Origin of the sequence: Cupriavidus sp. UME77, from assembly GCF_014170355.1 — a bacterium.
Classification (GTDB): Bacteria; Pseudomonadota; Gammaproteobacteria; order Burkholderiales; family Burkholderiaceae; genus Cupriavidus; species Cupriavidus basilensis.
The window spans coordinates 1-19,668 of the sequence record NZ_LZZU01000082.1 but is presented as its reverse complement, the minus strand read 5'-3'; the positions used below and the strand labels follow the sequence as shown (position 1 = coordinate 19,668).

The window sequence follows — 19,668 nt, the reverse complement described above, 5'->3', positions numbered from 1 at the left end:
AGCACCGGCCGCGCCCAGCACCAGCACCTCGCCCGCGAGCGGCGCGCGCGACACGGCCAATGCCGGCGCCCTCGTGCCGGCATCCACCGCCGGCGCCCTGGCAGCGCGAACCACCGCCGACGCAACCTTGCCTGGCTCGCCCGCGGCACCGGCGCCGGGCATGGGATCAGACCAATGAGCCCGAAGCCAACGCAGCGCAACGAACAGGGGAACATCATGAACTTCCGCAACCTACTTGCCCGACTCTCCCGGCTGGGCGTCGCTGCCGCAGCGGCATGCGCTGCCGCCGGCCTGGCGGGCTGCATGACCACCACGCCGGTGTACGACGCCCACTTCGGCGACGCCGTGCGCACCGTGCGCGCCATGCAGACGCTCAACCCCGACGCATCGGCGAACACCGACCCGGTGACCGGAGTCGATGCACGCAGCGCCACCTTTGCCCTGGACCGCTACAACTCGTCGTACCGCAATCCGCCGAGCGACGGAAATGCCTATGCGATCGGGGTTGGCACCTCGTCGTCCTCGGGCTCCACGCCCTGACCGCGCTGCCAGCATGCTGCGAGGCCGATCTGCAATTTGGGAGATATCGAGATGGCAAAGCTAATTCTGGTCTCGGCCGACGAGACACAGGCCCGCCAATTGTCCGCGATGGCCGGACAGGTCGCGACGCAGCGGCAGGTACAACTGGTCTGCACCGATCCGGAGAGAGCGCTAGGCATGGCCGGACTGATCCACCCCTCGGATTTCCTGATCCTGCAGGCGGACGATTTCAGCCTCAGCGTGCTGGAGCGCCTGCGTCAGCGCTTTCCGGAGCCGGGCGACGTGCCCTGCATCCTGGTCACGCCCTCGCCAACCGCCGAGTTGCTGATGCGCGCCATGCGCATGGGCGTGCGCAGCGTACTGCGCTGGCCGCTGGATCCCCGCGAGTTCAACGAGGAGCTGGAACGCCTGGCGATCAAGCCGCAAGGCGGCGCCGAGGCCGAGGCCCGCACGCTGACCTTCACTTCCTGCAAAGGCGGCAGCGGCACCACCTTCGTCGCCGCCAACCTGGGCTACGCCATCGCCGCCACGCGCGGCAAGCGCGTGCTGCTGGTGGACCTGGTCCAGCAGTTCGGCGATGCCGCCTTCCTGGTCACGGACAAAGCGCCGCCGGCCACGCTCACCGACATCTGCCAGCAGGTCGACAGGCTGGACCTGGCCCTGCTCGACGCGTGCATCACGCATGCGCATCCCAACTTCGACGTCATCGCCGGAGCCGGCGACCCGGTAAAGGCGGGGGATATCAAGGCGGCGCATCTCGAGAGCATCCTCGACCTGGTGCGCCCGGCCTATGACGTCATCATTTTTGACGTGGGCCAGGACATCAATCCTTCCTCGATCATGGTGCTGGACCACAGCGACAGGATCTACCCGGTGCTCCAGCTCACCCTGCCCTACCTGCGCGCCGGGCGGCACCTGATGGAGATCTTCCATTCGCTGGGCTATCCCACCGAACGCCTGCATATGGTGATCAACCAGTACGAGAAGAACGCGCCGGTGAGCCTGCGCACGCTGGAGGAGACGCTGGGCGCAAAGGTTGCGCACATGCTGCCGCTGGACCCCAAGCCGGCACGCGACGCCAGCAATCAGGGCGTGCCGGTGCTGCAACTGGCCGAGCGCAGCGCGATCTCGCGCGCCCTGGTGCAGATGGTCGAGAGCGTCTACCCGGGCACGGCAAAGAAGGAAGAAGGACTGCTGAAGAAGCTGCTGGGACATCGCCACAGCCAGCCCGGCACCGGCCTGCACATCGAGAAGCATGCCTAGCCAGCCCTGATCAACCACATCGGCGCCAGGCGCGCAGCGGAGAACCGACATGTCATTGCGTGAACAACTCTACGAGAAGGCTGGGGAAACCATCACCGAGCGCATCGGCTCCGCCAGCAACACCGCGAGCGCGGCCTACCAGCAGCTCAAGATGGAGATCCACGAAGCCATCATCGAACGCGTGGAACTGGAAAAACTGCAGCGCCTGTCGCCCGAGCAGGTGCGGCGCGAGCTGGCGCTGCTGGTCGAGCGCATCATCGACGAACGCAATATCCCCATCAACGAAACCGAGCGCAAGCGGCTGGTGTCGGACGTGCGCGACGAGATGCTCGGCTTCGGCCCGCTCGAACCCCTGCTGAGCGACCCGACCGTCTCCGACATCCTGGTCAATACATACAAGCAGGTCTATGTGGAGCGCCGCGGCAAGCTGGAGCTGACGGCGGTGACCTTCAACGACGACGCCCACCTGATGAAGATCATCGACAAGATCGTGTCGCGCGTGGGCCGGCGCATCGATGAATCCAGCCCGATGGTGGATGCGCGGCTGCCCGACGGCTCGCGGGTGAATGCGATCATCCCGCCGTCGGCTGTGGACGGCCCGCTGCTGTCGATCCGGCGCTTTTCCGTCAATCCGTTGATGGTCAAGGACCTGGTGGAACTGCAAACGCTCACGCCGCCGATGGCGCAGCTGATCGAGGCCATGGTCAAGGCCAAGCTGAACATCCTGATCTCGGGCGGCACCGGCAGCGGCAAGACCACGATGCTCAATATCCTCTCCGGCTTTATCCCGGCCAGCGAGCGCATTGTCACCATCGAGGACGCGGCGGAACTGCAACTGCGCCAGGACCACGTGCTGCGGCTGGAAACACGCCCGCCCAACATCGAGGACCGGGGCGAGATCACGCAGCGCGCGCTGGTCAAGAACGCGCTGCGCATGCGCCCGGACCGCATCATCCTCGGCGAAGTGCGCGGCGCGGAGGCGCTCGACATGCTGCACGCGATGAACACCGGGCACGAAGGCTCGCTCGCCACCATCCACGCCAATACGCCGCGCGACGCGCTGACCCGGCTTGAGAACATGGTCAGCATGGCCGGCCTCGCGCTGCCGCCCAAGACCATGCGCCAGCAGATCACCTCGGCCATCACCGTGATCCTGCAGGTGTCACGGCTGACCGACGGGCGGCGCAAGCTGATGAGCGTGCAGGAGATCACCGGCATGGAAAGCGATGTGGTCAACATGCAGGAGATCTTCACCTTCAAGCGCACCGGCGTGGACGCCGAAGGCCGCGTCAAGGGGCACTTCTGCGCCACCGGTGTGCGGCCGCACTTTTGCGAACGCCTGCAATCGTTCGGCCTGAGCGTGCCGGACCGGCTGTTCGAGCCCTCGCTGCGTTTCGACGTCTGACCGCACGACCCAACCGCACGCACGCAGCGCAGGAGACCACGCCATGAACACGACCCTTGCCGGCTTCGGCCTTTCACTTTTTGTCGCCATCGTGATGCTGATCGTGGTCGGCTACCAGTGGTGGCTGCGCAAGCACAGCGCTGGCGCCCGGCGCCTGGGACGGCGCCTGCGCGCGGTGGCCGAGACCGCCTGGCAGGCCGAGCCGTCATCCATCATCAAAGAGCGCAAGCTGAGCGGCTCGGCGTTCTTTGCCGGCCTGCTGCGCAAGATGCCGCGCGTGCAGGCGCTGGATCGCCTGCTGATGCAGTCGGGCCTGTACTGGAGCGTGTCGACCTATCTCGGCCTGACCTTGCTGCCGGCGGCGGCACTGTACGCGATCAGCCTGCTGCTGGACCTGCCTGCGGTGCCGGCCGCCGCCGCGGGCCTGTGCTGGCTGCCGGTGCCGCTGTGGTTCGTGAACCGCCGCCGCAGCCGCCGCCTGCAACAGATCGAGGCGCAGCTCCCCGAGGGGGCCGACATGATGAGCCGCGCGCTGCGCGCCGGGCACTCCTTCTCCAGCGCGCTCGACATGGCCGGCGACGAATTGCCCGACCCGCTGGGCGCGGAGTTCCGCATGGCGTTCGACGAAATCAACTACGGCGCCTCGATGCACGATGCGCTGAACAACCTGGCCACCCGCGCGCCGCTGCCCGACCTGCGCTACCTGGTGATCGCCGTGATGATCCAGCGCGAATCCGGCGGCAACCTGGCCGAGATCCTGGGCAACGTCAGCCACATCATCCGCGAACGCATGAAACTGCTGGGCCAGGTGCGCGTGCTCTCGGCCGAGGGCCGGCTCTCTGGCGTGATCCTCGCGCTGATGCCCTTTGGCGTGGCGGGTGCCATGTTTTTCCTGAACCCGGATTTCCTCGCACCGCTGGTGACGGATCCCAGCGGGCCGTGGATCGTCGGCTATGCCATCGCGCTGATGGTACTTGGCCTGCTGTGGATGCGCCGGATCGTGCGTATCCACATCTAGGCAGGGACAAGTTCAACTTAGGAAAGGATGGGCAACGCCCAGCACAATCATGAGAATCGAGCAAATCCTCCTCCTGGTCTTCACCTTCTTGCTGGCCTTCGGCGTCACGCTGGCCGCCATGATGCTGTTGCGCAGCGACGCACTGCAGCGGCGCATCACGCAGGTGACCCGGACCACTGCCCCCGACGACGCCACCCCGTCCGCGCTGCAGGCCGACTGGATACGCAAGCTGGAGCGCGTGTCCAAGCCGCTGGCCAGGCTGTCCCTGCCCAAGGAAGGCTGGGACGGCTCCACCCTGCGCACCCGCTTCATGAACGCGGGCTGGCGCAGCCCCTCGGCGGTGCCGGTCTACTTTGCCGCCAAGACGGCGCTGGCCCTCGTCTTCCCCTTGTTGTTGTTCGTGCTGACGGGCGGCGTGATCAGCGAGGACAACCCCCGCCTGCTGCCCGCCGCGCTGCTGGGTGTGGCGATCGCCGGCTTCTACCTGCCGGACCTGGTGCTGCGCCGGCGCATCAAGCAGCGCAAGCTGGAGATCTTCGAGAACTTCCCGGATGCGCTCGACCTGATCACGGTGTGCGTGGAGGCCGGCCTTGCGCTCGACGCGGCCTTGCTCAAGGTGGTCGAGGAATTGCGCGCCGACCACAATGCGCTGGGCGAAGAGCTTGAGTTGCTGGTACTGGAACTGCGCGCCGGGCTGTCGCGCGAGAAGGCATTGCGCAACCTGGCGCTGCGCACGGGCGTGGAAGACGTCGACATGCTGGTCAGCATGCTGATCCAGGCCGACCGCTTCGGTACCAGCGTGTCGGATTCGCTGCGGGTGCATGCCGACACGCTGCGCGTCAAGCGCCGGCAGTACGCGGAGGAATGCGCGGCGAAGATCGCAGTGAAGCTGCTGTTCCCGCTGATCTTCTTCATCCTGCCGTCGCTGTTCGTGGTGCTGCTCGGCTCGCCGGCCATCCAGTTCTATCGCTCGTTGATACCTTTCATGATAAGCACCACCTAGCGGGCCGCGTATCCGGCGCAGGTATCGTCGCATTCCACAAGGGGCTACGCCATGCAAACCCTGAACACCAAGACTTCCCGGCGGCAGCGCGGCGCCAGCGCCGTCGAGTTCGCGCTGGTGGCCCCCCTGTTCTTCCTGCTGCTGTTCTCGATCGTGGACTTCGGCATGATGATGTGGGCCAACCTGACCATGCAGCACGCCGTGCGCGAGGGCGCGCGCTATGCGATCACCGGGCAGGACAACCTCGATCCGAACACCAGCGCGCAGCAGCGCTACGTGGCCGTGCTGGCGAAGATCCACGACAGCTCGCTTGGGGTGTATGACATGTCGAATGCGACGGTCACCACCTGGGTCAACGGCACCAGCCAGGCCAGCGGCGGCAGCATGTTCGGCGGTGCCGGCGACCTGGTCGTGATCCAGGTCAATTGCTCCTGGCCACTGCTCACGCCGATGGTCGCGGCGTTCTTCAAGTCCACGGGCGGCAAGTACAACTTCAGCGTCGCCGCCACCATGCGCAACGAGGCCTTCTGATGAAACGCACCCGTCCACTGCGCCGCAGGCAGGCAGCGCGCGGCATCGCCGCAATCGAGTTCGGCATCCTGCTGCCCGTCTTCATCTTCCTGACGCTGCCCGTGATCGATTTCGCGCGGGCCATCCAGGCCAACCTGATCCTGGTCAGCCTGACGCGCGAAGGCGCCAACCTGGCCTCTCGCAGTTCGACCTACACACCGCAGGACATCATGGTGGCGCTGGCGCAAACCACGCCGCCACTCAATATGAGCCAGCGCGGGATGATCTACATCACCAAGATCATGGGTGACGCCGAGAACTGCGCCGGCAGCAACTGCACGGTGCGCAACATCGTGCTTGAACAGTACCGCTGGACGGGCGGCTGGTCACTGGGCGGCACCGTGCCGGGCAGCCAGGTGTGGAACTGCGGCAGCGGCAGCGGCTCGTGGGCGAGCGACGGCAGTTGCGCCGGCCTGCCGTCCGGCGGCACCTCATCGCCCACCGCGAGCGCCATGACGGGCTTGCTGAGCGATGGCCAGATCGTCTACGTCGTCGAGTCCTACTACAACTTCAACATGTACTTCAAAGGCCTGACGATGGGCGTGCTGAAGATGCCGAACATCGGTCCCAACCTGTACTCGGTCACCGCCTTCTGAGACAAGGGACATCAAGGAACGCCAAGGAGCCGCCATGAAACTGCAACATGCCAACAAGCAACAGGGGCAGATCACCATCATCGCGGGCCTGCTGATGATCGGACTGCTGGGCATCGTCGGGCTCGCCGTGGATGCCGGCATGGCTTATGTGACCAAGGCCAAGCTGAATTCCGCAGTGGATTCCGCCGCCATCGCCGCAGCCAAGGCTGTCACCAACGGCACCACGCAGGCCGACCAGGCAGCCAATGCCCGCCAGGCCGCCAGCAACTTCTTCTACGCCAACTATCCCAATGGCTACCTGCGCGGCACGCCCGCGCTGAATCCTGTGACAGTGAACTTCGATACGCCCACGCTCGGGGCGATTACCATCGGCGTCTCCGGCACGGCAACCATGCCGCTTTCGCTCATGAAGGTACTCGGTTTCAACAACATCGCCGTGGCCGCCACCTCGCAGACCATCCGCAAGGATCTCGACCTGATCTTCATCATCGACTCCTCAGGTTCGATGGGGCCCGTGTGGAGCACGGTCAGGGCGAATGCAAACAGCTTCCTCGACCAGTTCAGCCCCACGGAAGACCGGGTCGGCCTGGTGCACTTCGCCACGGGGGCAGTTTCGGATATCGCCATCAACACGACACAGCGCGGCTTTAACCGCACCGTCATGGAGAACACCATCACCAACCTCTCCAATGGCGGCAACACCAACTACACGGAAGCGCTGTGGCAGGCCAACGCGCAGCTCAACAGCATCGCGACCAGCAAGCGCTCAAGCCTGCGCGTGGTGGTGTTCTTCTCGGACGGCGAGCCCAATACGCTCGCAGCCAGCTACCGCATGGACACCACCACCAGCACCACCACGACCGTCACCACGACTACCTGCAACAGCAAGGGCAAGGCCTGCAAGAGCACCAGCACCAGCAGCACCACGAACAGCACGGCCAACGGAACGACGGTATGCGCGGGAGGCGCCACGACCAGCTCGCCAACCTCCAGCGTGGGCGGGTTCTACCAGATCAACCAGCAGAACACCAAGATGACCGGCGCCTGCGCGAACCTCAGCACGAGCTCGACGCAAACCAGCGGCAGCTCGGGAAACGGCAACCAGCCTGGCACGTTCACCTCCACTTCCACGGTCACCACGGTCACGCCGACCCAGATGCCCGCGTATTACAACGCGCATAACGCCACCGACCAGCAATTTGCCATCACCCCGACTTCGGTGCCCTATGTCGTCGGTTCCACCTTCAACGCGCAGAACATCTTCAACGCCGCCACCAACGTGCCGGTGGAAATGGCCAGCTATCTGCGCGGCAACGGCGTGTACATCTTTACGCTGGGGCTGGACGGCAACGGCGGGTTCGACGCTAACCTGCTCAAGAACCTGGCCAACACGCCCGATGCGCCGCTGTACAACAGCGCCCAGCCATCGGGCGTTTATTGCTACGCCGCCAACATCAGTGGCCTCAAACCCTGTTTTTCCAAACTGGCGTCGGAGATCCTGCGCATTTCCAAGTGACGCGGGGACATTGGGACACGGGGACACAGGTGGCGGTGGTGGAGCAGGTCAGCAGGTAAAGCGCGGGCTGGCATGAACGCGTCAATATATCGATCAAGAAGTGGCGTCTTTTCAGGGGAAGACCATGTACGACAGCAAAACCGTTGAGCTCGCCGGGACACCCCCGCCCATGACGCTGCAGCCACGCGACATGGCGGTGGAGATGAGCTTGCGCATCGCCACCGCCCTGCTCCTCGGCCTGTTCGCCTACGCGGCCATCAAGCACTGGCTAGCCGACCCGACGCGCATCACGCTGCTGCTGATCGTGGTGGCGGAATGCCTGACAGTCGGGCTGTCACTGATCGTACGGGTGCCGGCGCGGCGCGACTGGAGCTTCGTCGCCGTGCTCTGCTCGCTCGGCGGCACCTACTACTTCATGGCCATCCAGCTTGCACCCGGCACGCGTATCGTGCCGGAGGCGATCGGCGCCGGACTGCAGATCGCCGGGCTAGCCTGGCAGATCTTCGCCAAGGCCTCGCTGCGCTATTCGTTCGGCATCCTGCCCGCCAACCGCGGGATCGTGTCGGATGGCGCCTACCGGCTCGTGCGCCATCCGATCTACCTGGGCTACCTCGTCACCGACATCGGCTTCCTGCTGGCCAACTTCGGGGTGCAGAACGTGCTTGTGTTCGCCGGGCAGTTTGTCCTGCAGGGGATCCGCATCGCCCGCGAGGAGGCGCTGCTATCGGAGGATCCCGAGTACCGCGCCTATCGGGGCAAGGTCCGCTACCGCGTTTTGCCGGGCGTCTTCTGATTGCCACGCCGGCCTTGACCGGGCCGGCGCTTTTCTGAAGAATCCATGCACGTGCGCGCCCCCGGCCAGCGCACACCCCGCATGGAGCCAGCATGAGAATCCGCATCCTCAGCGATCTGCACCTCGAACACGACACACCGGCGGCGGTACCCGCCTGCCCCGCCGACCTGGTGGTGCTGGCCGGCGATATCGCCAATGGCCGTGCCGGCGTCGACTGGGCCGCGCGCACCTTTTCGGGGCCGGTGGTGTATGTGCCGGGTAATCACGAGTACTACGAGAGCGCCTTCGAGCAAGTGGACGCGGAGATGGCGGAGGCTGCCGGGGCGGCGCCGCATGTGCGCGTGCTCAATGACGCGGTGGCTTGTTTCGACAACCTGGCAGGCGAGCCGGTGCGTGTGATAGGCACCACTTGGTGGACCGACTATGCGCTGTTTGGCGCCAACCGGCGCGAGGAGTCGATGCTGGCTTGCGCTGGCGTGATGGTGGACCACCGCCTGATCGAGGTGGCGGATGGCGGCGGCCAGCGGCGCCGCTTCACCACGGCCGACGCGCTGGCGCGGCACGAAGCGGCCAGCGCCTGGCTGGCGGCGCAGCTCGCCGAGCCCTTTGCCGGCAAGACGGTGGTGGTGACCCACCATGCACCGGATCTCGGCAGCCTCGACCCGCGCTTCTCCCACGACCTGGTTTCCGCCGGATTTATCTCGCGCAGGCCGGACCTGGTTGCGCAGGCCGACCTGTGGGTCCACGGCCATACGCACACGGGCTTCGATTACCGCCTTGAGGACGCACGCGTGGTGTGCAACCCGCGCGGCTATATCCGCCGCAAGACCGGCGAACCGGAGAACCCGGCCTTCGACTGGTGCTACACGGTGGAACTGTAGGCCTTTCCCGCGACGGCACCCCTTGGGCCGCGACTGTCGCCCATAGACAGACTGTCCCCATAGACAAAAACCCCCGCCGGCTCGCGCCAGCGGGGGTTTTTGCTACTACGGGTGATGCGGGTACAGCAGGCTGCCGTTTGGCAGGCCGGCAGATTTACATCATGCCGTCCATGCCGCCCATGCCGCCCATGCCGCCCGGCATTGCCGGAGCCGACTCATCCTTCGGCAGTTCTGCCACGGCGCAATCCGTGGTCAGCATCAGCGAAGCGACCGAAGCAGCGTTCTGCAGCGCGGTGCGGGTCACCTTGGTCGGGTCCAGCACGCCCATTTCCACCAGGTCACCGTACTCGCCGGTGGCGGCGTTGTAGCCGTAGTTGCCGTTGCCTGCGATGACCTTGGCCACTACGACCGAAGCTTCTTCGCCAGCGTTCAGCACGATCTGGCGCAGCGGCTCTTCCATGGCGCGCAGCACGATCTTGATGCCAGCGTTCTGGTCAGCGTTGTCGCCGGTCAGGTTAGCGATGGCAGCACGAGCGCGCAGCAGGGCCACACCGCCGCCGGGGACAATGCCTTCTTCCACGGCTGCACGGGTTGCGTGCAGTGCATCTTCCACGCGTGCCTTCTTTTCCTTCATTTCGACTTCGGTGGCTGCACCAACCTTGATCACTGCAACGCCGCCGGCCAGCTTGGCCACGCGTTCTTGCAGCTTTTCACGGTCGTAGTCCGAGGTCGCTTCTTCGATCTGGGCACGGATTTGCTTCACGCGTGCTTCGATCGAGGCTGCGTCGCCGGCGCCGTCGATGATGATGGTGTTTTCCTTGCCGATTTCGATGCGCTTGGCTTGACCCAGTTCTTGCAGGGTTGCCTTTTCCAGCGTCAGGCCGATTTCTTCAGCGATCACTGCACCACCGGTCAGGATGGCGATGTCTTCCAGCATGGCCTTGCGGCGGTCGCCGAAGCCCGGAGCCTTGACAGCAGCGGTCTTCAGGATGCCACGGATGTTGTTCACCACCAGGGTCGCCAGGGCTTCGCCTTCGACGTCTTCAGCGATGATCAGCAGCGGGCGGCCCGACTTTGCCACTTGTTCCAGCACCGGCAGCAGGTCACGGATGTTCGAGATCTTCTTGTCGAACAGCAGGACGAACGGGTTGTCCAGGGCGACAACTTGCTTTTCCGGGTTGTTGATGAAGTACGGCGACAGGTAGCCGCGGTCGAACTGCATGCCTTCCACGACTTCCAGCTCGTCGGCCAGCGACTTGCCGTCTTCCACGGTGATCACGCCTTCCTTGCCGACCTTGTCCATCGCTTCAGCGATCAGCTTGCCGATCACTTCGTCGCTGTTGGCGGAGATCGAGCCGACTTGCGCGATTTCCTTGCTGGTGGTGGTGGTCTTGGTCAGCTTCTTCAGCTCTTCAACCGCGTTCACCACAGCCTTGTCGATGCCGCGCTTCAGGTCCATCGGGTTCATGCCGGCGGCAACATACTTCATGCCTTCGCGCACGATCGACTGGGCCAGCACGGTTGCGGTGGTGGTACCGTCACCGGCGTTGTCGCTGGTCTTGGAAGCCACTTCCTTGACCATTTGCGCGCCCATGTTCTGCAGCTTGTCCTTCAGCTCGATTTCCTTGGCCACGGACACGCCGTCCTTGGTCACGGTCGGGCCGCCGAAGCTGCGCTCCAACACCACGTTACGACCCTTCGGGCCCAGGGTAACCTTGACTGCGTTGGCGAGAATGTTCACGCCTTCGACCATCTTGGCACGGGCGGCGTCGCCGAATACTACGTCTTTAGCTGCCATGTTCTGAATCTCCTAAATCTGTACGAATGGGGTGCGTGGATTACTTGTTCACCACAGCCATGATGTCTTCTTCGCGCATGACCAGCAGTTCCTGGCCATCCACCTTCACGGCCTGGCCGGCATACTTGCCGAACAGCACGCGGTCACCCACCTTGACGTCGAGGACGATCGAAGCGCCCTTGTCGTCCTTCTTGCCGGGGCCCACGGCGAGCACTTCACCTTGATCAGGCTTTTCGGCAGCGTTGTCGGGAATCACGATGCCGGAAGCGGTCTTGGTTTCATTGTCCAGACGCTTCACGATCACGCGGTCGTGCAAAGGACGCAGATTCATACGGACTCCTTGGTACAAAAAGTGATTTTAGATTCACAAAAAATGACCGCCAGCACTGACGGCCAGCAGAATTAGTACGCTGGGAGAGGTCTGTTAGCACTCATGCCCAACGAGTGCTAATTATAGGGACGGGGGGTAGCGTTTTCAAGTCAACGACTTGATACGTGTTTACCCTGGAATTGTGAAAATCGTTATGGGGCCTGGCCGCGCGGCGAGATCTTTATTTGCGTCCCACGGGGATTCGGACAGATTTCGCCGAAAGAAAAGTTGCTCATGGATCACCAACCCAATGCCTCGGGGCCGGATCGCCGCGTGCCCCCCGTGGTGTTGACTGCGGCACTTTCGCCTGCTGCCCGATCATCAACGTCACCCACGCCCAGGGCGACATGACAAGACGCCAGCCCATTCAAAACTGCATGGCAAGAGTACAGAAGCGTTGATTTACGAGCGCGCCGGCCTGGCCAAGAATGGTCACACCAACCCTTCGCCACCCCTTCGCTACTTCATCGCCAACTTATCCGGAGCGCGTCATGTCCCAAGCCACCATGCAGGCCCTCATCGTCGAATCCGCGGGCGCGCCGTTCACGGCCGTCCAGCTTCCCAGGCCAGTGGCCGGCCCCGGCCAGGTGCTGGTGCGCATCCTGGCCAGCGGCGTCAACCCGCTCGACACCAAGATCCGCGCCGGCCAGGCGGGGCACGCCCGCCACCCCTTGCCCGCCGTGCTGGGGCTGGACCTGGCCGGCGTGGTCGAAGCCGTGGGCGCGGGCGTGACGGCCTTCGCGCCCGGCGACGAGGTCTATGGCATGACCGGTGGCGTGGGCGGCCTGCAAGGATCGCTTGCGCAGTACGCGGCGGTCGATGCCGACCTGCTCGCGCGCAAGCCCGCCGCGCTGTCGATGCGCGAAGCCGCCGCATTGCCGCTGGTGTTCATCACCGCGTGGGAAGGCCTGGTCGACCGGGCGCGCGTGCAGCCTGGCCAGAAGGTGCTGGTGCATGGCGGCGCCGGAGGCGTGGGGCATATCGCGGTGCAGATCGCCCGCGCGCTCGGGGCGCAGGTGTATGCCACGGGCTCGGCCGCGCAGAAGGCGATCATCGAGGGCTATGGCGCCACCGCGATCGACCACGCCACGACATCCGCCGCGCAGTATGTCGACCAATACACCGCCGGCGAGGGTTTCGACGTGGTCTACGACACGGTGGGCGGCTCGGTGCTGGACAATTCGTTCCTCGCGGCGCGCACCTATGGCGGCCATGTGGTGAGCTGCCTTGGCTGGGGCGTGCACGCGCTGGCGCCGCTATCGTTTCGCGCGGCCACGTATTCGGGCGTGTTCACGCTGATGCCAATGCTCACCGGCAAGGGCCGCGCGCACCACGGCGAGATCCTGCGCGAAGCGGCACGGCTGGCCGATGCGGGCAAGCTCTGCGTGCGGCTAGATGCGCGGCACTTCACGCTCGACAGCGCCATCGACGCGCATCGCGCCATCGAGACAGGCACAGCCAAGGGCAAGCTAGTGGTGGAGATTGCCGGAGATTAAGCGTCTGCGCGATTGCCCAAGCGCTCGATGGTGGCATCGAGGAAGGCGCGCAGCCGGCCCAGGCGGCGCAGGTCGCGGTGATAGCCCACCCAGACGTCGCGCCCCGGTGGCGCCTCGCCCATGTCGATGGCCTGCAGCCCGCCCAGGCGCTCGGCCAGCGCGCAGGGCAAGACAGCCAGCCCCGCGCCGGCCGCGCACAGCTTGGCCTGCGCCTCGCGGCTGTTGCTGCCGAATGCCACCCAGGCGTTCGGCAGCAGCTTGCGCATCCAGGCCACGTCGGGCAAATCCGCGAAGCCCGCATCCAGCGTCAGCAGGGCATGGCCCTCGCCATCGCCCGCGCGCGGTGGTGCCACGCCGGGCGCCGAGTAGAGCGCGTAGTCCATGTGCATCAGTTTGCGCTGGACGATATCGGCCTCGTCGAACGCGCGGATGCGAAAGACCAGGTCCGCCTCGCGGCGTGCCAGGCTGAGCAAGCGCGCATCGGTGACCAGTTCCACCGTGACGCGTGGATGGGCGCGGATAAAGTCCGCGATCACCGGCGTCAGCATGTGCACGCCAAACCAGTCGGACGACGATATCCGCAGCATGCCATCCAGTTCCCGTGCCTGGCCGGACAGCTGGCGCTCGAAAGCAATCGCCTCTGCCTCGATACGCTCCGCGTGAGCGAGCACGGCGGCCCCTTCATCGGTCAGCACATAACCGTCGCTGGTGCGCTGGAACAAGGCATGCCCGACGGCATCCTCCAGCGCCTTCAGCCTGCGGCCCATGGTCGGCTGAGTCTGCCCGATCGCGCGCGCGGCGCCACCCAGGGTGCCGGCGCGGGCGATCGCCAGGAAGATCTTGATATCGCTCCAATCCATCCGGGGAATTCGCTGACGTTACTAAAGTTACTGAGGTTACGTTTGGGAGGTGTCAGATTCGGCGCGGCCAGGCAAGTCGCAGGCGGCTGCACGATGATGGCACGGCAGTGTGGCGGCAACAATAGCGCGTTCGCCGGCGGCGGGCCGGCATCCCGTCAACGTCAGGCGGAAGGCGCCCGCCCCTCCAAGGCCCAGTAGTCAGGCACTTCCCGGCTGGGACTGCGCAGCACCAGCGTGCAGCCGCACTGGCGGCAGCGGTACGCATAGGCGGCGCCGTCCTGGGACCGCGCATTGGCGCGCGAGGCCACCAGATCCTCGTGCGGCGGCAGGTGTCCCGGCCTGCCGGCCTGGCGCTTGCATCGCTCACACGGCAACATGGATTTACCTCAGGTTGATAGGGGGCATGGTTCCATCCGGCACAGCACATAGCAGGATGGCAGCAGGAAAATTGGTGCAACGCACCATAATTATAGGCACTTTGCGAGCCTTTTCCAGATATATAGCGGACTATGAGTTGTCTTGCGGCGCAACGAAACAATGCCTCGGCGGGGCCGCTGCGGCCAGGTTAGCGGACAGCAGGCGTGGGCACCGTGAGGAGGTCTCGCCGCGCATCTGGATTCGCTTCACTGCGCGCGGACGTATCGCCCGGCGGCCGTTCCCGCGGTGGCTCGGCCAGCGGCACCGAGACGACGGCGAACACGGAAAACGGGCACCAGAAAGATGGCCTGAAGAGACTCATTCTGCGGATGACGATGGCGCCGGCAAGAAACGGTGAAGGCTCTGAAAAGCGGCGGACCGGCAGGGCAGCGTCTGGTCGGTCCGGCTTCAGGATTGGTAAGCCCTGCCCATCTTAACGACCGAATCGGCGGATGGTTGAGGCTGTCATCAACTATTCATGAAACCCGCAAAATACGGCGCGCACCTGGACGCAATACATCCAGGTGCCACGCAATATACGCCGCAGCTTTACTGCCCGGAAGCCGCGTCGCGCGCCCTGCGCTTGGCGGGCCGGCCCGTCTTGACGGTCTCGACCTGGGCCACGACGGCCAGCAACTGCCGCTCCGGCAGCGACTCCAGCATCTTGAGCCCGGCCCGTAGCAACTCGCTCTTCTTCACGTGCGCGCCGCCGTTCAGGCAGCGCCGCTTGAGTTCCGCCAGCTTGGCATAGTCCCACTCCGGCATGGTGAAGCTGTCGCGCACGACCTTGGCCTTGGCAAGCTTCTGTGCCTTCTCAACCTTCTCTGCTTTCTCGGCCTTCGGTGCGGCAGCCACGGTCTTGACCGCTTCAGCCTTGGCAGCCTTGCCTGCCGTCTCCGCCTTAATGGCGCGCGTGACCGGCGGCTTCACTGCGGTGGCTGCCTTTTTCTGCGCCGCGGCGGGCGCGGGCGCACGCGTGCGCCCATTCGAAACCGTTGCCATGCATCCTCCTGTTTTGATCGCAGTGGTATCAAAACAGTATATATCGTTTATATCGTTGATTTTCGCCGGCGGCGCGAAAGGAACAAAAGGAGGAAAGGCAGGAAGCAGCCATCGCCGTCAAGCGGGACGGGGCCATGCAGACACGGATTTCGTCAAAAAATCTGCCATCCCCGCGAAGGGAGAAGTATCCGCCGGCCCCGCCACGATCATAGCCGCCGGTTATTTCATTCTTGCGACGAAGCGCAAACTCCCACGCTACGTGCCAGGCGCGGACTCGCTGGCGATGGCCTGCAGCGCCGCCTTGTCGGATAACGTCAGGCGCCCGTATTCCAGGCGCAGCACGCCCTGCTTCTCCCAGTCCTTGAGCTGCCGGTTGACGCTCTGGCGGGACACGCCAAGCATATGGCCCAGGTCTTCCTGGGAGAGCTTTAGCGCGGCGGGGGCGCCGGATGCCCGCGCACCCGGCATGCCACGGGTGGACAGCGCGTGCGCATGCTCGACGGCAAGCAGGCGCCGCGCCAGCCGCACCGGGAACGGCATCAGGATCACCTCGTCGATCCACTCCAGTGCGCTGCGGTAGCGCCGGCAGATCAGTTGCGTGAACTCCATCAGCCAGCGCGGCTCGCGCGCGACAAGCGCATGGAAGGTGGCGGCGGGAATCACCAACAGTTCGCTAGCCTCCGCGGCGCGCGTGTCGTACACCCGATGCGCGTCGATGAAGAGCGAGACCTCCCCGAACCACTGACCGGGTTCCAACAGGCTGACCACGGCCTCGCGCCCGTTCTGCGCAGTGCTGCTGACCTTGATGGCGCCGCGCTCGACGCAGAAGAGCGCATCCGGGTTGGAGCCGTAGGTAAACAGCACCTCACCCTTGACCAGTTGCCGCCGCATGGCATGCGACCGGAGCAGTGCTTCGAGCTCGGCCGAAAACTGTCCAGCGGCAGTGTCGTCTTCGTGCGGCTGCGGTCGTGTGCTCATGCCTTTTCCCCAGGTTGCTGGTTACGCTGCCGATGCCGCTCAGGCGGCTCAGGGGGTTCAGGCCTGATCGGTACGGAACCAGCCGGTGAGTGCCCAGCGCGTCTTGTGGCAGGGCAGTACTTCATGCGGAACCAGGTCGCTGCGAAACACAGCCAGCCGCGCACGCTGCGGCAGCACTCGGTGCAACTCGGTGGCGCCGTCGTCCTGCCCGTAGAGCGCGAGTTCGCCGCCATCGCGCTCGCTCCATTCAGGATTGAGGTAAAGCACCAGCGAAATCTTGCGATGCAGGGTCGCGCGATGCTGGTCCACGTGCTTCTTGTAGGCGGTGCCGACCGGATAGTGCGAGAAGTGGAATTCCTCGCGCTTCAAGCCCAGGAAGTAGCGCTCGTTCAAGGCCTCGCGCAAGCCCGCGGCCCAGGCCTGGAAATCCGCCCTGGCCGCGCCGGCGGGCGCGTCGTCGAGCCACAGGATCGAATCGCCGCGAATGCCCGCGTCGCGGGCGGTGGCTTCGCCCCGCCCGATGCGGGCCGGATGGAACAGGCCGGCCTCCCACGCCGCGCGGCTCTCGGCAAGCAGCCGCGCCGCCAGCGTGGTGTCGATGAGGTCGTCGGACACTGCCCAACCGTGTTCTTCCAGGGCAACAAACAAACGTTCCAGGGCTGACATGGGTGGGAGATTTCTTGCTGGGGAAACATCAGAATGAAAAGGGCCACCTGGACAACAGGAGGCCCTTGGCGCGCAGGCGCGCATTTTAACAGCCCCGGGGCGGCAGCCATGCCGGCCGCCGGCCTACAACAACCCGCTGCTGTCGAGATACTCCAGCGCCAGGCTCACCGCGCGGCGGGCCTTGAGCACATAGATCACCTGCCGGTCACGCACGACCAGGGCCAGCACATCGGCCTGCATCAGTTCATTGAAATGGTGACTGGCGCGTGGCAGGCTCAGCCCGGCGACGCCAGCCAGGTCGAACGCCGGCATGCCAGCTTCGCCCGCCTCCAGCAGCGCGCGGCAGATGGCGGCACGCGCTGGCACTGTCAGCAGCGCGTAAGTCAGGGTGCTTTCTTGATCGGTCTCCATGGCCACGCCTTCCCGCTCGTCGTCCAGATGTCATGTAGTTATATGCGTCGATATGCGTCGGCCGGCCGTACGGATTGCCGCAGCCCTTCCGCCGCGACCGCCTGACACCTACTTTCTACGCGGCAGGCGCAGCAAATGCAACCCGCCGGGGCTCGCTGGCGCGCAATTACACAAGATTACAACAGGCTGCGGCAGCCCGCCCGTGGCGGCTCGCGCGGCGCCGGGGCGCGCACTGCGGCGCTGGCGTTCACTCGCCCGTTGACGCGCCGCACAACCCGGCATCCACCCGTTGCAAGATACCGTAACAGGCACGCGCGCCCGCCGGATGTCGCATCCGCGTATGTATCCGCGGGTGTATTACGCGCTTCACTTGCCGGCGCAAACCATCGCGTCGCCCGCTGCACCGGCGTAAGCAACTGAAATATTCAGTCATGCGCAGCGCGTTTCACACATTCCCGCGCCGCACTATCCTTGCCATATGACCCGCCTGCGCGACGCCGCGCGCTCGGCGCGCATGCGTGCGCAAACCACCCCGCCAGCCCAGGAAACGACAAACAACGGCATTGCCTCACAAAAGTCCGTCATGACTATCGCTTGCTTCTCGCCTTCATGAACGCCGCGCGTTTGCTCTCGCCGCGCCTGCTCTGCCTCGCCCTGGCGTCTGCCTGGATGGGCGGCTGCGCGGTCGGCCCGGACTATCAGCGCGCCCCGGTCGAGACCCCCGCTGCGTATCGCGAGGCCGTGCCGGACGATCATCAATGGAAGGTCGCCGAGCCTCGCCCGGTGGATCTGACCCAGGCCTGGTGGGCTGGCTTCGACGATGCCCGCTTGAATGAGTTGGTGGGGCAAGCCAATGCAGCCAACCAGAGCCTGCGCCAGGCCGAGGCCCAGTACCGGCAATCCCGCGCTCTGGCGCAGGCGGCGCGCTCCGCCTTGTTTCCCACGCTCGGTGCCGGCGTGGGAGTCGGGCGCGCGCGCACCAACGCGCTGGGCATCCAGACGGTGTCCAACACCCATTCGGCCAACCTCGATGCCAGTTGGGAGATCGACCTGTGGGGCCAGGTGCGGCGCAGCATCGAAGCGGCCCGCGACAACGCGCAGGCCAGCGCTGCCGACCTCGCCGCCGCGCGCCTGACGATCCAGGGCGAGCTGGTGCAGGACTATATCCAGCTGCGCGTCACCGATGTGCTCAAGGCTCTGTATGCCCGCACCCTGGCCGCGTATGAAGAATCGCTCAAGCTGACCCAGAGCCAGTTCCGCGCAGGCGTGGCTACCTCGGGCGACGTGGCGCTGGCGCAGGTCACGCTGAACGCGGCGCAAGCGCAGGCGATCGACCTGGACGTGCAGCGCAACCAGCTGGAGCATGCCATCGCCGTGCAGCTCGGGCGCGCCCCAGCCGAGTTCAAGCTGGCGCCAGAGCCGTTTTCGATGCGCCCGCTGGCGGTGCCGCCGGGGCTGCCTTCGGCGCTGCTGGAGCGCCGCCCCGACATATCGGCGGCCGAGCGCCGCATGGCGGCGGCCAATGCCAATATCGGCGTGGCGCGCGCTGCGTACTTCCCGTCGCTGGTGCTCACCGCAGTGGGCGGCGCCAGCAGCGGCAGCCTGGCCAACTGGTTCGGGCCGCCTGGCCGGGTGTGGTCGCTGGGCGCGGCGCTGGCCGGCACCATCTTCGACGGCGGGCTGCGCAACGCGCAAAACGACCAGGCCGTGGCGGCCTACGACGGGGCGGTTGCGGCGTACCGGCAAACCGTGCTCAGCGGCATGCAGGAGGTGGAAGACAACCTCTCGGCGCTGCGCGTGCTCGACCAGGAAGTGGTGGTGCAGGACCAAGCGGTGAACGCCGCCCGCGTGGCGGAGCGCGTGAGCCTGGCGCAATACCGCGCTGGCACGGCATCCTACCTCTCGGTGGTAACGGCACAGGCCCTTTCCTTGTCTAACGAACGGACCGCGATCCAGTTGCGTGGCCGGGAGCTTGCCGCCAGCGTGGCACTGATCAAGGCAATCGGCGGCGGCTGGCAAAGCGATGCGCTGGCGCAACCCTGATCTCTTGATCCCCTGATCCCCTGATCCCCTGCCCCCCAATTC

General features: G+C 65.4%; 20 protein-coding genes. 12 read left to right on the top strand and 8 right to left on the bottom strand.

Annotation, left to right across the window (positions count from 1 at the left end):
- Positions 1 to 216: 216 nt before the first annotated feature.
- The 10 genes from A9975_RS31420 (at position 217) to A9975_RS31375 (ending at position 9,585) form a co-directional block, all read left to right on the top strand.
- Positions 217 to 540: a hypothetical protein gene (locus A9975_RS31420; protein ID WP_183036159.1), complete on the top strand. Its 324-nt coding sequence runs from the start codon at positions 217 to 219 to the stop codon at positions 538 to 540.
- A gap of 51 nt (positions 541 to 591) precedes the next feature.
- Positions 592 to 1,803: an AAA family ATPase gene (locus tag A9975_RS31415; RefSeq protein WP_183036158.1), complete on the top strand. Its 1,212-nt coding sequence runs from the start codon at positions 592 to 594 to the stop codon at positions 1,801 to 1,803.
- Positions 1,804 to 1,852: 49 nt separating this feature from the next.
- On the top strand, positions 1,853 to 3,208 hold the full coding sequence (locus tag A9975_RS31410; protein WP_174426198.1) for a CpaF family protein: 1,356 nt from the start codon (positions 1,853 to 1,855) through the stop codon (positions 3,206 to 3,208).
- Between the two features lie 43 nt (positions 3,209 to 3,251).
- Positions 3,252 to 4,226 carry a type II secretion system F family protein gene (locus tag A9975_RS31405; RefSeq protein ID WP_183036157.1) on the top strand — a complete coding sequence of 325 codons (975 nt, stop codon included), beginning with the start codon at positions 3,252 to 3,254 and terminating at the stop codon, positions 4,224 to 4,226.
- Between the two features lie 49 nt (positions 4,227 to 4,275).
- Positions 4,276 to 5,229, top strand: a complete 954-nt coding sequence (locus tag A9975_RS31400) for a type II secretion system F family protein (RefSeq protein WP_183036156.1) — start codon at positions 4,276 to 4,278, stop codon at positions 5,227 to 5,229.
- Between the two features lie 51 nt (positions 5,230 to 5,280).
- Positions 5,281 to 5,760, top strand: coding sequence for a TadE/TadG family type IV pilus assembly protein (locus tag A9975_RS31395; protein WP_183036155.1), 480 nt, complete (start codon positions 5,281 to 5,283; stop codon positions 5,758 to 5,760).
- Entirely contained in the window at positions 5,760 to 6,395 is a 636-nt protein-coding gene (locus tag A9975_RS31390) for a TadE/TadG family type IV pilus assembly protein (protein WP_183036154.1), read from the top strand. Before A9975_RS31395 ends, A9975_RS31390 begins: the two co-directional genes overlap by 1 nt.
- A gap of 34 nt (positions 6,396 to 6,429) precedes the next feature.
- Positions 6,430 to 7,911: a VWA domain-containing protein gene (locus tag A9975_RS31385; protein WP_183036153.1), complete on the top strand. Its 1,482-nt coding sequence runs from the start codon at positions 6,430 to 6,432 to the stop codon at positions 7,909 to 7,911.
- 124 nt (positions 7,912 to 8,035) lie between these two features.
- Positions 8,036 to 8,704 (top strand): isoprenylcysteine carboxylmethyltransferase family protein, encoded by a 669-nt coding sequence (locus tag A9975_RS31380; protein WP_255504135.1) that lies wholly within the window; start codon positions 8,036 to 8,038, stop codon positions 8,702 to 8,704.
- A 92-nt stretch (positions 8,705 to 8,796) separates the two neighbouring features.
- Entirely contained in the window at positions 8,797 to 9,585 is a 789-nt protein-coding gene (locus A9975_RS31375) for a metallophosphoesterase (RefSeq protein ID WP_183036152.1), read from the top strand.
- Between the two features lie 154 nt (positions 9,586 to 9,739).
- Here the strand turns inward: A9975_RS31375 and groL are convergent, their stop codons facing one another.
- Positions 9,740 to 11,383: a chaperonin GroEL gene (groL, locus tag A9975_RS31370; RefSeq protein WP_183036151.1), complete on the bottom strand. Its 1,644-nt coding sequence runs from the start codon at positions 11,381 to 11,383 to the stop codon at positions 9,740 to 9,742.
- Between the two features lie 40 nt (positions 11,384 to 11,423).
- Positions 11,424 to 11,714 (bottom strand): co-chaperone GroES, encoded by a 291-nt coding sequence (gene groES, locus A9975_RS31365; RefSeq protein ID WP_006160236.1) that lies wholly within the window; start codon positions 11,712 to 11,714, stop codon positions 11,424 to 11,426.
- Positions 11,715 to 12,244: 530 nt separating this feature from the next.
- Between groES and A9975_RS31360 the strand changes: the two genes are divergently transcribed.
- Complete coding sequence (locus A9975_RS31360) at positions 12,245 to 13,249, top strand: zinc-dependent alcohol dehydrogenase family protein (RefSeq protein WP_183036150.1); 1,005 nt, start codon at positions 12,245 to 12,247, stop codon at positions 13,247 to 13,249.
- Here A9975_RS31360 and A9975_RS31355 read toward each other — a convergent pair.
- The 6 genes from A9975_RS31355 to A9975_RS31330 all read right to left on the bottom strand — a co-directional run bounded on the left by A9975_RS31355 (position 13,246) and on the right by A9975_RS31330 (position 17,583).
- Positions 13,246 to 14,109 carry a LysR family transcriptional regulator gene (locus A9975_RS31355; protein WP_183036149.1) on the bottom strand — a complete coding sequence of 288 codons (864 nt, stop codon included), beginning with the start codon at positions 14,107 to 14,109 and terminating at the stop codon, positions 13,246 to 13,248. The genes A9975_RS31360 and A9975_RS31355 overlap by 4 nt on opposite strands.
- 161 nt (positions 14,110 to 14,270) lie before the next feature.
- Positions 14,271 to 14,486: a hypothetical protein gene (locus tag A9975_RS31350; RefSeq protein ID WP_183036148.1), complete on the bottom strand. Its 216-nt coding sequence runs from the start codon at positions 14,484 to 14,486 to the stop codon at positions 14,271 to 14,273.
- 589 nt (positions 14,487 to 15,075) lie between these two features.
- Positions 15,076 to 15,528 (bottom strand): hypothetical protein, encoded by a 453-nt coding sequence (locus A9975_RS31345; RefSeq protein ID WP_183036147.1) that lies wholly within the window; start codon positions 15,526 to 15,528, stop codon positions 15,076 to 15,078.
- 255 nt (positions 15,529 to 15,783) lie between these two features.
- Positions 15,784 to 16,506 carry a Crp/Fnr family transcriptional regulator gene (locus tag A9975_RS31340; protein WP_183036146.1) on the bottom strand — a complete coding sequence of 241 codons (723 nt, stop codon included), beginning with the start codon at positions 16,504 to 16,506 and terminating at the stop codon, positions 15,784 to 15,786.
- Positions 16,507 to 16,563: 57 nt separating this feature from the next.
- A complete protein-coding gene (locus tag A9975_RS31335; RefSeq protein WP_183036145.1) occupies positions 16,564 to 17,172 on the bottom strand; it encodes a 2OG-Fe(II) oxygenase in 609 nt (202 codons plus the stop codon).
- Positions 17,173 to 17,295: 123 nt separating this feature from the next.
- The gene (locus tag A9975_RS31330) at positions 17,296 to 17,583 is read right to left on the bottom strand and encodes a winged helix-turn-helix domain-containing protein (protein WP_150988453.1); all 288 of its coding nucleotides are present in this window, start codon (positions 17,581 to 17,583) and stop codon (positions 17,296 to 17,298) included.
- 594 nt (positions 17,584 to 18,177) lie between these two features.
- Between A9975_RS31330 and A9975_RS31325 the strand changes: the two genes are divergently transcribed.
- Positions 18,178 to 19,626, top strand: coding sequence for an efflux transporter outer membrane subunit (locus tag A9975_RS31325; protein WP_370565889.1), 1,449 nt, complete (start codon positions 18,178 to 18,180; stop codon positions 19,624 to 19,626).
- The last annotated feature ends 42 nt before the right edge of the window (positions 19,627 to 19,668 follow it).